Genomic DNA, 12533 nt, shown 5'->3' with positions numbered 1-12533 from the left:
GGCGGGCCGCGGAGCCCGTCCGTGCAATAGGCTGACGACCTGACCGTGCCGACGGTGACGTCGGCGATGCACGACCACGATCGAGGCGAGACCTGTGGGATCTGACGAAGCAACGACCTGGGGGCGGGTCGACGAGAACGGGACCGTGTACGTCCGGTACGAAGAGACCGAACGTGCTGTCGGTGAGTACCCGGACGCCACCCCCGAAGAAGCCCTCGCCTACTTCGCGCGGAAGTACGCCGACCTCGAGGGGCAGGTGAAGATCGCCGAGCAGCGCGTCCAGCGTGGTGCGTCGGCGAACGACGTCGCCCGGACGGTCGAGCACCTGACGACCCTGGTGGCCGAAGCCCGCGTGGTCGGTGACATCAAGTCGCTCGAGACCCGCGTGGGTGCGCTCACCGAGCAGCTCGGCTCGCTCACCAAGGAGCAGGCGGAGCAGGCGCAGCAGGCCCTGAACGACGCCCTGGCGCACCGTGCGGCCCTGGTCGAAGAGGCCGAGGCACTCGCGGCGGTCGACCCGGCACGCGCGCAGTGGAAGCAGATCACCGCGCAGCTCGACGACGTGTTCGCCCGCTGGCAGCAGCACCAGCACGACGGCCCGCGCATCCCCAAGAACGAGGCCAACGAGCTCTGGAAGCGGTTCCGCGCAGCGCGGTCCACCGTCGACCAGCACCGTCGCGCGTTCTACTCCGAGCTCGACGCGCAGCACCGCGACGCCCGCACCCGCAAGCAGGAACTCGTGACCCAGGCCGAGGCACTCGCCTCGCGCGGGTCCGACGCGATCCCGGACTACCGCCAGCTGCTCGACGACTGGAAGAACGCCGGGCGCGCCGGCAAGCGCCACGACGACGCCCTCTGGGCGCGGTTCAAGGCCGCCGGTGACGTGCTGTTCGAGCAGCGCCACGCCGAGAGCGCGGCAGAGGACGAAGAGTTCTCCGGCAATCTCGAGGCGAAGCAGGCCCTGCTCACCGAGGCCGAGCCGCTGCTCAAGGCGACCGACCGGGTGGCTGCGCGCAAGACCCTGACCGGCATCCAGCGCCGCTGGGACGAGGTCGGCAAGGTCCCCCGCGCAGACGTCCGTCGCATCGAGGACCGCCTGCGTGCGATCGAGGACCACGTGCGTGGCCTCGAGGACGCGCACTGGAAGGAGTCCAACCCGGAGCGCAAGGCCCGGCAGACCGGACTCGCCAGCCAGCTCGAGGACGCCATCGGCAAGCTCGAGTCCGAGCTCGCCGACGCGCAGGCCTCCGGCGACGCCCGCAAGATCAAGGACGCCCAGGAAGCGCTCGACGCCCGCAAGATCTGGCTCGACGCCCTCGGCAGCTAGTCACCGCACACGACGACGCCCCCGTGACCGATCGGTCGCGGGGGCGTCGTCGTGTGGCGCCGTCTGCTGGCGTCCGGTGTGGCGCCGCCGTTCAGACCGGCGTGGGCAGGCCCAGCAGCAACCGGATGTCGAGGTCGTCCTGCCGCATCTGCGTGGCGAGCTCGTCCATCGAGTCGAACTTCACCATGCCGCGGACGTACGAGACGAACAGCACCGAGATGCGATCGCCGTACAGGTCGAGGTCGACGTCGAGCAGGTGCGCCTCGATCTGCTTGGCGGGCACGCCCTCGAACGTCGGGTTGTTGCCGACCGAGACGGCCGCCGGGTACACCGTGCCGTCGTGCAGCACGCGCGCGGCGTAGACGCCGTCGGCCGGTGCGAACCCCTCGAACGCCGGGTCGAGGTTCGCCGTCGGGTACCCCATGGCGCGCCCGCGCTGGTTGCCGTGCACGACGGTGCTGCGGACCGCGTGCTCACGCCCGAGCAGCCGGGCGGCCTCGGCCACCCGCCCGTCGCCGAGCAGTTCGCGGATCCAGGTCGACGAGACGCGCCGCTCGCCGTCGGGGCGGACGTCGTCCACCAGGTCGACGTCGTCGATGAGCTCGACCGTGAAGCCGTGCTGCTCCCCCAGGGCGCGGAGCAGGGCGACGTCGCCGGCACCCTTCGCCCCGAAGCGGAAGTCGCTGCCGACGAAGACGAGCCGGGCGTGCAGGGTGTCGACGAGGATCTCGGACACGAACGCCTCGGGCGACTTCGACTGCAGTTCCTCGTCGAAGCGGAGCAGCAGGGTGGCGTCGACCCCGGCGTCGTCGAGGAGCTCACGCCGCTGCGCCGTGCTCGTGAGGGCCGGCGGGACGTGCTGCGGGTCGATGACGTTGAGGGGGTGCCGGTCGAACGTCACCACGGTGGCGACCAGGCCCTGTTCGTGGGCGGCGCGCTCCAGGTGCGCGATCACCGCGCGGTGTCCGACGTGCACGCCGTCGAACTTGCCGATCGTGACGGCGCTCGGACCGAAGCCCTCGGCCACGTCGGCGATGTCGTCGTAGAACTGCACGGCTGCTCCTACTCGCCCACGGGGGCGGTGGTCGATGCGGACACCGGTTCGACCGTCGCGGTGCGGTGGTGCTTGCGGAGCCACCAGAGTCCGGCGATCGGCAGCACCAGCGGCGCGAAGGCGTAGCCCATGCCGTAGTACGACCAGATCGTGTCGTCGGGGAAGAGCTGCCGGTCGAACAGCGAGAGCGTGCCGATGACGAGGACGCCGGTCATCTCGAACACGATCGTGACGCACGCGACGCGGTACCAGAAGCGTCCGGGCACGATCAGGGCGATCATCGCCACGATGTACACGACGGCGGCGATGGCGCTCACCGTGTACGCGAACGGCGCGAACGAGAACTTCTCGATGATCTGGACGACGCTCCGGCCCGTCGCCGCCAGGGCGAGGATGCCGTACACGGCGATGAGGACGCGGCCGATGCCGGTCGCGAGTGAGGATCTGGTCGCCATTGCACCGATTCTACCGACGTGCGCGGACCACCATGACGCTCGGCGTCAGTTCAGGGCGAACCAGATCTGGTACATCCGGTAGATCATGACCGCGACGGTGAAGGCGCCGGCGCCGAGGACGACGGTGCTCCACTTCGTGCGGTCCACGAGCGCCCAGACGATGGCCGCCGGCGGCACCAGGAGCACCGACACGGCGTAGACCCCGAACTCGAGGGCGTTGCCGTCCGGCGGGCTGCCCGTCGCGGGCAGCACGATCGAGATGACGCCCTGCACCAGGAGCAGGACCTCGATGAGCGCGAGGGACCCCACGGTGTAGTCGTTCGGCTTCCAGCCGATGAAGCCGACCACGACGGCGAACAGCCCGGCCAGGACCGCGACGACGAGCTGGACCCACATGAACCACTCGATCACGCGTGCGCCCCGTTCTGCGACGCCGGAGCAGCCGGCGCCGGGAAGTTCGTGATGACCCGGAGCAGTCCGCGCCGGACCGAGACCAGTCCGACGAGGCGGTCGTCGTCGACGGCCACCGCGGCCACCGGCTCGTCCGAGTCGGGGTGGTCGGCTGCGACGCGCTTGCCGTCGGTCAGGTCCTTCGCCGCGGCCGCGTCGAGCGACACCGACGAGAACAACCGGCGTGCCACGTCGGCCGGACGGGCGAGCGCCGCGCGGACGTCGACGGCGTCGTCCTCGAGGTCGATCGCGTCGGCCACGTCGAACGGACCGACCTGGGTGCGGCGGAGCGCGGTGAGGTGCGCGCCGGTGCCGAGGGCGGCGCCGACGTCGCGTGCGAGGGCCCGGACGTACGTGCCGGACGAGCACGTCACGACGACGTCGAGTTCGACGACCGCCACCTCGGCACCGTCGACCGTGACGGTGCGGTCGTTCCTGCCGGTGACGTCGAACCGCGAGACGGTGACCGTGCGGGACTTCAGCTCGACGGTCTCGCCCTTGCGCGCCAGGTCGTAGGCGCGGCGCCCGTCGACCTTGATCGCGCTGACGGTGGACGGGACCTGGTCGATCGTGCCGCGCTGCAGGGCGACGGCACGTTCGACGGACTCGTCCGAGACGTCCGCTGCGGCGATGCCGGTCGCGGCGGTCGGGGTGCCGTCGGCGTCGTCGGAGTCCGTGGACACGCCGAGCCGGATGGTGGCGGTGTAGGTCTTGCCGAGGCCCACCAGGTGGGTGAGCAACCGGGTGGAGTGCCCGATCCCCAGGAGCAGCAGCCCGGTCGCCATCGGGTCGAGGGTCCCCGCGTGGCCGACCTTCTTCAGACCGAGGCGGCGGCGGGCGATCGACACGACGCGGTGGCTGGAGATCCCCTGCGGTTTGTCGACGAGGAGGATGCCGTCCGGCACGGTTTCGAGCACCAGAGGAGATTACCAGCGCCGGTCAGCAGGCGTCGTTCCACTCGCGACGGGGGTGCTCGGGATCGGTGACGTCGAGGACGGCGGAGGCGGCGATCTTGACGTCCGCCCGACGTTCGAGCCGGCCGGCTTCCTGCTCGACCCACAGCGACCAGCGCCAGAGCCCGCGGACCCCCGGAGCCAGTAGTCCGGGCCCGTGCACGACCAGCACGCCGTCACCGGCGCCGGTGGTGCGGAACGGGGCGACCACCTCGTCGCGCAGCGTGTCGGCATCGGCGGACGGCGCCGTCGCGGCCATCGCGGACACCCCGTGCTGCTCGAAGCCGGCCACCAGCGTGGCGGCGACGTGTTCGAGATCGGTGCCGGCCTGCCCGTCGATGCCGATCACGGTCCGGTTCGTGCCGACCTGCGCGATCACCTCAGCAGCGATCGCGGCCATCGTGTCGGTCTCTTCGGGTGCCCAGCGTGCCATGTGTCCACCGTAGGCTGTCGTGGTGAACGCGAGCAGGGCCTCCCGGCCAGATGTGGAGAACGCGAGCGTCCCCGACATCGCGACCCCGTTGACCACCTGGTTCCGACAGGAGGCCCGCGACCTGCCGTGGCGTCGCCCCGGCTTCCCCGCGTGGGGCACCCTGGTCAGCGAGATCATGCTGCAGCAGACGCAGGTCGCGCGCGTGATCCCCCGACTGGAGGCGTGGCTCACCCGGTGGCCGACGCCTGCGGACCTCGCGGTGTCGCCCCCGGCGGACGCGGTGCGTGCCTGGGACCGGCTCGGCTACCCGAGACGCGCGCTCGCGCTGCACGCGGCGGCCACGGTGATCGCCACCGAGCACGGCAACGTCGTCCCACGGGACGTCGAGGCGCTGCTCGCGCTGCCGGGGATCGGCGACTACACGGCACGGGCCGTCGCCGTGTTCGCGTACGGCGACCGGCACCCGGTCGTTGACGTCAACGTGCGGCGGGTCCTGAAGCGCGCGCTCCTCGGCCAGGGCGAGCCCGGGCCGGCGAAGGCCAAGGACGACCTGCCCCTGATGGAGTCCGTGCTGCCGGCCGACCGCGACGACGCCGCTGCGACGAACGCGGCGGTGATGGAACTCGGAGCGCTCGTGTGCGTCGCCCGCTCCCCCGCGTGCGACGCGTGCCCGATCGCGGACCGCTGCGCCTGGCGTGCGGCCGGGTACCCCGAACACGACGGGCCACGCGCCCCGAAGCAGGCGAAGTTCGCCGGCAGCGACCGGCAGGTGCGCGGGCTGATCATGGCCGAGCTGCGCGCGAGCGACGTGCCGGTCGCACGGTCGGAGATCGAACCGGTCTGGCCGGACGCCGAGCAGCGGGACCGAGCGCTCGCGTCGCTCCTGCGCGACGGGCTGGCCGTCGGCGACGACGCCACCGGGTACCGGCTGCCGGACGCCTGACGTCTCCGCCGGGCACGACGCACGAGCGCCCCGCCGCACACGGTGCAGCGGGGCGCTCGGACGCTCGTCGGGCTACGCCCGCGCCACGTCCTGCTCATCGTCGGACTCGTCGTCCTCGTCCTCGTCGTGCTTGTACGGGTCGGCGTCGCCGGCGAACGTCGCACCGACCGACGCAGCTCGCACCTGCTCGTCACGCACCTGGGCCTGCACGAGCAGGTCCTCCATGTGCGCCGAGGTCTCCGGCAGTGCGTCGGCGATGAACTCGAGCGACGGGGTGAGCCGCGCCGTGATGTTCTTGCCGACCTCGGAGCGGAGCATGCCGGTCGCGGCCTTGAGTGCCGCGGCGGAGTCGGCGCGCTCCTCGTCGGTGCCGTACACGGTGTAGAAGACCGATGCGTGCTGCAGGTCTCCGGTCACGCGGACGTCGGTGATCGTCACGAACCCGAGACGCGGGTCGCGCAGACCCTTGTCGAGACGGCGTGCGACGACTTCCTTGATGCGGTCCGCCATCTTGCGTGCGCGCTGCGGATCGGCCATGGGTGCCTCCTGAGGCAGTGGCGGGACGTTTCCCGCCGGTGGTTCTGCGTGGAAAGGGGTCGGGCCCCGACCTCCCGCGAAGGGAGGCCGGGGCCCAGGGTAGTCACACGATCAGTCGCGCGGCTTCTCGACGAGCTCGGTGGTCTCGATCTCGTCACCGATCTGGAGATCGTTGAACTTGCCGAGACCGATACCGGCCTCGAAGTCCGTACGGACCTCGGTGACGTCGTCCTTGAAGCGACGGAGCGACTCGATCGCCAGTCCGTCGGCCAGGACCACACCGTCACGGATGACGCGCGCCTTGGCGTTGCGCGTGATCGTGCCGGAGCGGACGATGACACCCGCGATGTTGCCGAACTTCGAGGAGCTGAAGACCTCGCGGATCTCGGCGACACCGGACTGGACCTCTTCGTACTCGGGCTTGAGCATGCCCTTGAGGGACTGCTCGATGTCGTCGAGTGCGTTGTAGATGACCGAGTAGAAGCGCACGTCGATGCCTTCGCGCGCCGCACGCTCGCGGGCCTTGACGTCCGGACGGACGTTGAAGCCGACCACGATGGCGTTGTCGATCGTGGCGAGGTCGATGTCCGACTCCGTGATCGCACCGACACCGCGGTGGAGGATGCGGAGCTGGACGCTGTCGTCGACCTCGATGTCCAGGAGCGACTGCTCGAGTGCCTCGACGGCACCGGAGACGTCACCCTTGATGATGAGGTTGAGCGAGTCGACCTTGCCCTCTTCGAGTGCACGGGTGAAGTCCTCGAGCGAGATGCGCTTGCGGGCCTTGGCCAGCTGGGCGTTGCGCTCGGCGGCTTCACGCTTCTCGGCGATCTGACGTGCCGTGCGGTCCTCTTCGGTGACGAGGAACGTGTCACCGGCGCGGGGCACCGAGGACAGACCCTGCACCTGGACCGGGCGGCTCGGCGTGGCGGCCTTGACCGCGACACCGTTCTCGTCGGTCATCGCACGGACGCGGCCGTAGGCCGTGCCCGCCACGATGGCGTCGCCGACGTGCAGCGTTCCGGACTGGATGAGGACGGTCGCCACCGCACCACGGCCCTTGTCGAGCCGTGCTTCGATCGCGACGCCGCGGGCGTCCTTGTCGGGGTTCGCACGCAGGTCGAGCCCGGCATCAGCGGTGAGCAGCACGGCGTCCAGGAGGTCCTGGATGCCGATGTTCTGCCGAGCCGAGACGTCGACGAACATGACGTCTCCGCCGTACTCCTCCGCCACCAGGTTGTACTCGGTGAGCTGCTGGCGGACCTTGGCCGGGTTCGCGCCTTCCTTGTCGATCTTGTTCACCGCGACCACGATCGGCACGTTGGCCGACTGCGCGTGGTTCAGCGCCTCGATCGTCTGGGGCATGATGCCGTCGTCCGCCGCGACCACGAGGATCGCGATGTCGGTGACCTGCGCACCACGAGCACGCATGGCCGTGAAGGCCTCGTGACCCGGGGTGTCGATGAACGTGATCGGACGCTCGATGCCCTCGTGCTCGGTGACGATCTGGTACGCACCGATGTGCTGGGTGATGCCACCGGCTTCACCCTCGACGACCTTCGAGTTCCGGATCGCGTCGAGCAGTCGCGTCTTACCGTGGTCGACGTGACCCATGACGGTCACGACGGGGGGACGGACCTGCAGGACGGAGTCGTCCTCGTCGGCGTACTCGGCATCGATGTCGATGTCGAAGCCCTCGAGGAGCTCCTTGTCCTCGTCCTCGGGCGAAACGATCTGGATCTTGTAGCCCAGCTCGTCACCGAGGACCTCGAACGTCGCCTCGTCCAGCGACTCGGTTGCGGTCGCCATCTCACCGAGGTGGAACAGCACCGTGACCAGGTTGCCGGGCATGGCGTCGATCTTGTCCGCGAAGTCCGAGATGCTCGCACCGCGACGGAGTCGGACGACCGTGTTGCCGTCGCCACGAGGGACCTGCACACCGCCGAGCGACGGGGCCTGACGCATCTCGTACTCGGCGCGCTTCGTCCGCTTCGACTTGCGGGCACGGCTCTTGCCGCCACCGCGACCGAACGCACCGGCGGTACCACCACCGGGGCCACGACCACGGCCACCGCCACCGGCGGGACGCGGGCCGCTGAAGGCCGGACGCGGGAAGCCGCCACCGGCACCGCCGCCGGCACCCGGACGGGCGCCACCGGGGCCGCCACGACCGCCACCCTGGCCCGGGCGCTGCCCGAAGCCGTTGGGACGGTTCGCCTGACCGGGTCCACCCGGACGCGGTGCACCCGGACGCGGGACGCCGGGACGCGGGGGCTGCGGACGCGGGATGCCCGCTCCACCGGCACCAGCGGCGGGGCGCTGGCCCATGCCCTGGTTCGAAGCGAAGGGGTTGTTGCCGGGGCGCGGCGGGCGCGAGCCCATGCCCTGGTTCGACGCGTAGGGGTTGTTGCCCGGACGTGCGCCGGGCTTCGGGCCACCGGGCTTGGGACCGGCAGCGGCGGGCTTGGCACTCGAGCCAGGCTTCACCGCGTCGGTCTTCGGCTCGTCACCGGTCGAGTCGGCCGGCTGCGTGGCAGCCTGCTGCTCGGCGGCGGCCTTCTCGGCACGGGCCTTCTGTGCGGCCTCGGCCTCGGCCTGTCGCTGGGCGACGGACTTCGGTGCGGCCGGGGTCGGGACGTCCTCGGCAGCAGGTGCTGCCTGGACCTCGGGCTCCGGTGCGGGTGCCGGACGGACCGGGCCGGGGCGCGGGCCACCGGGCTTCGGCGCGCCGGACGCGGGCGTGCTGCTCTTGGCCGGCGTGCTCGGCGCGGGGGCCGAGGCTGCGGGCTTGGATGCCGGGACACCGTCCGCCTGCAGGGCGGCACGGAGCTTCCGGGCAACGGGGGGCTCGATGCTCGAGCTGGCACCCCGAACGAACTCGCCGAGCTCCTTGAGCTTCTCGAGTGCGGTCTTGCTGTCGACGCCGAGTTCGCTTGCGATCTCGTGTACGCGTGGTTTAGCCACTGTTCTCCTTCACGGGTCCCACCCCGTAAAGGGCAGGACTCAATGGATGACGGGTCTCATTTCGAGCCGCTCATCAGTTGTCCATAAGCCGTTCAGCCTGTTCTGTCATGTCCGGGCGCTCGGTCGACGCTCGTGAGAGGCCGACGATGTGGTCGAGCACCGCGGACGTGTCGGGATCGCGATCCAACCGGAGCGCACGGCGGAAAGCCCTGCGCTTGACGGCCAGATCGTAGGCATCGACGGTCGGTGTGAGCCAAGCTCCCCGGCCCGGCATGACTGCCTTCGGATCCGCCACGACGCGGCCATCGCTCAGGGCGACGACTCGGAGGAGTGAGGATCGGGAAGCGCGACGACGACTGCCGATGCACGTTCTGACGGGAACCACTCTACTCCTTGCCTCGGACGTCCGCGATCCGGCGCGCCCTTCTGGGCACGCCGGCGGCGAAATCGCCTAGTCGTCGCCGTCCAGGATGGAGTCCGGCTGGATGTCGATCCGGGCCCCGGTGAGCTTGGCAGCCAGGCGGGCGTTCTGCCCTTCCTTGCCGATCGCGAGCGACAGCTGGTAGTCCGGCACGAGTGCGCGGACGGCCTTGGTCGACGCGTCGAGCACGAAGGCGCTGGTCACCTTGGCCGGCGACAGGGCACTCGCGACGAACGCCGACAGGTCCGGGGACCAGTCCACGATGTCGACCTTCTCGGCACCGAGCTCGTTGGTGACGGCACGGACGCGCGCGCCCAGCTCGCCGATGCAGGCACCCTTCGCGTTGACGCCGGGCTCGTTCGCCTTGACCGCGATCTTCGTGCGGTGGCCGGCTTCGCGCGCGAGCGACGTGATCTCCACGACGCCCGAGGCGATCTCCGGCACCTCGAGGGCGAAGAGCTTCCGGACCAGGCCCGGGTGGGTGCGCGACACCGTGATCTGCGGGCCCTTGTTGCCGCGGGCGACGCTCGTCACGTACACGCGGATGCGCGAACCGTGCGCGTAGGACTCGCCCGGCACCTGCTCTTCGGGCGGCAGGATCGCCTCGACCGTGCCGAGGTCGACCATCACCATGCGCGGGTTCGGGCCCTGCTGGACCACCCCGGCGACGATGTCGCCTTCCTTGCCGCGGAACTCGCCGAGGATCTTGTCGTCACCGATGTCGCGCAGGCGCTGGTTGATGACCTGCTTCGCCGCGAAGGCCGCGATGCGACCGAAGTCGCTCGGCTGGTCGACGGCTTCACCGATGACGGTGCCCTCGTCGTCGAGCTCGGGGACGTAGACACTGACCTCGCCGGACTTGCGGTCGAGCTCGACACGCGACTGCGCGTGGGCCGGCTCGCCGTTCTCTTCGGCGTGCTTCTGGTAGGCGGTCAGGATGGCAGATTCGATGATCTGGACCAGTTCGTCGAACGGGATCTCCCGCTCGCGCTCCATGAGTCGCAGGACTGCGAGATCGATCTTCACCGAGGTGCCTCCGTATTCAGATGAGTCGCTCCTGCGGATGGAACCGTCGCAGAAGTCGGCCACAAGCGTACCGCACTGCGGCTCGCGGACCCGAGCCGAAACGGACGGGAGGCCCGTGGCGGCGTCGCCACGGGCCTCCCGTCCGTTGGGTGGTCGCGTCCAGGACGCGACCCGCTAGATCGCGCGGACCGCGTCGAGCAGCTCGGCGACCGGCACGTCGCGGCGTTCGCCGCTGGCACGGTTCCACAGCTCGACGACGCCGTCGGCGGCGCCGCGGCCGGCGACGACCACGATCGGCATGCCGAGCAGCTCGGCGTCGCGGAGCTTGACGCCGGGCGACACCTTCGGACGGTCGTCGTGGAGCACGTCGAACCGCTCACCCTCGAGCTCGGCGACGATCGACGTCGCCAGCTCGTAGGCGACCTGGTCACGGCCGGTGGCGACGATGTGCACGTCGAACGGTGCGACGTTCTTCGGCCAGGCCAGGCCCTTGTCGTCGTTGTGCGCCTCGGCCAGGATCGCCAGGATACGCGTCACGCCGATGCCGTACGAGCCCATCGTGACGGTCGCGAGCTTGCCGTTCTCGTCCTGCACCTTGAGGCCCAGGGCCTCGGCGTACTTGCGGCCGAGCTGGAAGACGTGCCCGATCTCCATGCCGCGGGCGGTCTCGAGCGGACCCGAGCCGTCGGGCGACGGGTCCCCCGCGCGGACGTCCGAGACCTCGGCGACACCGTCGGCCACGAAGTCACGGCCGGCGACCAGGCCGGAGACGTGCACGCCGCGCTCGTTGGCGCCGGTGACCCAGGCCGTGCCGTCGACCACGCGCGGGTCGACGAAGTACCGGATCCCCGTGGCGCTGTCGGCGCCGAGGACCTGCGGGCCGATGTAGCCCTTGACCAGGCCCTTGTGCTTCTTGAAGTCGTCGTCGCCTGCGGCTTCGACCTCGGCCGGGGCGAACGCCACCTCGGCGCGCTTCAGGTCGACGTCGCGGTCACCGGGGAGCCCGACGACCACGACCTCGCGCGTGCCGTCCAGGTGCGTGAGGGCGAGGACGACGTTCTTCAGCGTGTCCGCGGCGGTCCACGGCGCGCCGTCGCGCGGGGCGACCTCGTTCGCGTGGGCGACGAGCGTGTCGATCGTCGGGGTGTCCGACGACGGCAGGAGCACCGCGTCGGGCTGCCCCTCGATCGGCAGCGACGCGGGCACGGGCGTGACGTAGGCCTCGACGTTCGCCGCGTAGCCGTTGGCACTGCGGACGAAGGTGTCCTCGCCGACGGCGATCGGGTGCAGGAACTCCTCCGACTTGGAGCCGCCCATCGCGCCGGCGTCCGCCTTGACGATGACGTACTCGAGGCCGAGGCGGGCGAAGATCTTCTCGTACGCGTCGCGCATGACCTGGTAGCTGCGCTCGAGGCCCTCGTCGGTGAGGTCGAACGAGTAGGCGTCCTTCATGGTGAACTCGCGACCGCGCAGCAGACCCGCGCGCGGGCGTGCTTCGTCGCGGTACTTGTCCTGGATCTGGAACAGCGTGACGGGGAGGTCCTTGTACGACGAGTACAGGTCCTTCACCAGCAGCGCGAACATCTCTTCGTGCGTGGGGGCGAGCAGGTAGTCGGAACCCTTGCGGTCCTGCAGGCGGAACATGCCGTCGCCGTACTCGGTCCAGCGGTTCGTCGCCTCGTACGGCTCGCGCGGCAGCAGCGCCGGCAGCAGCACTTCCTGCGCACCGGCAGCGACCATCTCGTCGCGGATGATCCCCTCGATCTTGGCGCGCACCCGGAGACCGAGCGGCAGCCAGGCGAAGATCCCCGGGGACTGGCGACGGACGTACCCGGCGCGGACGAGCAGCTTGTGGCTCGTCACCTCGGCGTCGGAGGGGTCGTCGCGGAGCGTACGGAGGAACAGATGCGAAAGCCGTGTGACCACGGGGCCAGCCTAGCGGCGTGCGCGCACCGCGGGCGGCGCTCGCA

12 protein-coding genes are annotated in these 12533 nt (G+C 70.5%); 2 read left to right on the top strand and 10 right to left on the bottom strand.

Annotated features, from left to right (window positions below):
* Window positions 1–94 precede the first annotated feature (94 nt).
* Window positions 95–1327, top strand: a complete 1233-nt coding sequence (locus EDF53_RS14915) for a DUF349 domain-containing protein (protein ID WP_173168634.1) — start codon at window positions 95–97, stop codon at window positions 1325–1327.
* 91 nt (window positions 1328–1418) lie between these two features.
* Here EDF53_RS14915 and EDF53_RS14910 read toward each other — a convergent pair whose 3' ends face one another.
* The 5 genes from EDF53_RS14910 to EDF53_RS14890 are packed head-to-tail and all read right to left on the bottom strand — an operon-like array spanning window position 1419 to window position 4672.
* A complete protein-coding gene (locus EDF53_RS14910) occupies window positions 1419–2381 on the bottom strand; it encodes a bifunctional riboflavin kinase/FAD synthetase (protein ID WP_123294305.1) in 963 nt (320 codons plus the stop codon).
* A gap of 8 nt (window positions 2382–2389) precedes the next feature.
* Entirely contained in the window at window positions 2390–2836 is a 447-nt protein-coding gene (locus EDF53_RS14905) for a hypothetical protein (protein WP_123294304.1), read from the bottom strand.
* A 45-nt stretch (window positions 2837–2881) separates the two neighbouring features.
* Window positions 2882–3247: a hypothetical protein gene (locus EDF53_RS14900; protein WP_111083896.1), complete on the bottom strand. Its 366-nt coding sequence runs from the start codon at window positions 3245–3247 to the stop codon at window positions 2882–2884.
* Window positions 3244–4203 (bottom strand): tRNA pseudouridine(55) synthase TruB, encoded by a 960-nt coding sequence (gene truB / locus EDF53_RS14895; protein WP_123294303.1) that lies wholly within the window; start codon window positions 4201–4203, stop codon window positions 3244–3246. The genes EDF53_RS14900 and truB overlap by 4 nt, the downstream gene beginning before the upstream one ends.
* A 22-nt stretch (window positions 4204–4225) precedes the next feature.
* Entirely contained in the window at window positions 4226–4672 is a 447-nt protein-coding gene (locus tag EDF53_RS14890) for a hypothetical protein (RefSeq protein ID WP_123294302.1), read from the bottom strand.
* Window positions 4673–4694: 22 nt separating this feature from the next.
* Between EDF53_RS14890 and EDF53_RS14885 the strand changes: the two genes are divergently transcribed.
* A complete protein-coding gene (locus EDF53_RS14885) occupies window positions 4695–5615 on the top strand; it encodes an A/G-specific adenine glycosylase (protein ID WP_395873711.1) in 921 nt (306 codons plus the stop codon).
* 72 nt (window positions 5616–5687) lie between these two features.
* On the opposite strand, the gene rbfA is transcribed toward EDF53_RS14885, so the two are convergent.
* The 5 genes from rbfA to EDF53_RS14860 form a co-directional block, all read right to left on the bottom strand.
* The gene (gene rbfA / locus EDF53_RS14880; protein ID WP_123294301.1) at window positions 5688–6152 is read right to left on the bottom strand and encodes a 30S ribosome-binding factor RbfA; all 465 of its coding nucleotides are present in this window, start codon (window positions 6150–6152) and stop codon (window positions 5688–5690) included.
* A gap of 111 nt (window positions 6153–6263) precedes the next feature.
* Window positions 6264–9116: a translation initiation factor IF-2 gene (gene infB, locus EDF53_RS14875; RefSeq protein WP_123294300.1), complete on the bottom strand. Its 2853-nt coding sequence runs from the start codon at window positions 9114–9116 to the stop codon at window positions 6264–6266.
* 73 nt (window positions 9117–9189) lie between these two features.
* On the bottom strand, window positions 9190–9501 hold the full coding sequence (locus EDF53_RS14870) for a YlxR family protein (protein WP_111083891.1): 312 nt from the start codon (window positions 9499–9501) through the stop codon (window positions 9190–9192).
* 66 nt (window positions 9502–9567) lie between these two features.
* Window positions 9568–10563, bottom strand: a complete 996-nt coding sequence (nusA, locus tag EDF53_RS14865) for a transcription termination factor NusA (RefSeq protein ID WP_111083890.1) — start codon at window positions 10561–10563, stop codon at window positions 9568–9570.
* A 174-nt stretch (window positions 10564–10737) separates the two neighbouring features.
* On the bottom strand, window positions 10738–12489 hold the full coding sequence (locus EDF53_RS14860) for a proline--tRNA ligase (RefSeq protein WP_123294299.1): 1752 nt from the start codon (window positions 12487–12489) through the stop codon (window positions 10738–10740).
* Window positions 12490–12533: the final 44 nt, after the last annotated feature.

Source organism: Curtobacterium sp. PhB78 (genome assembly GCF_003751685.1).
GTDB lineage: Bacteria > Actinomycetota > Actinomycetes > Actinomycetales > Microbacteriaceae > Curtobacterium.
Note: the sequence above shows the minus strand (reverse complement) of the source record. Positions and strands in the feature narration are given on the sequence as shown.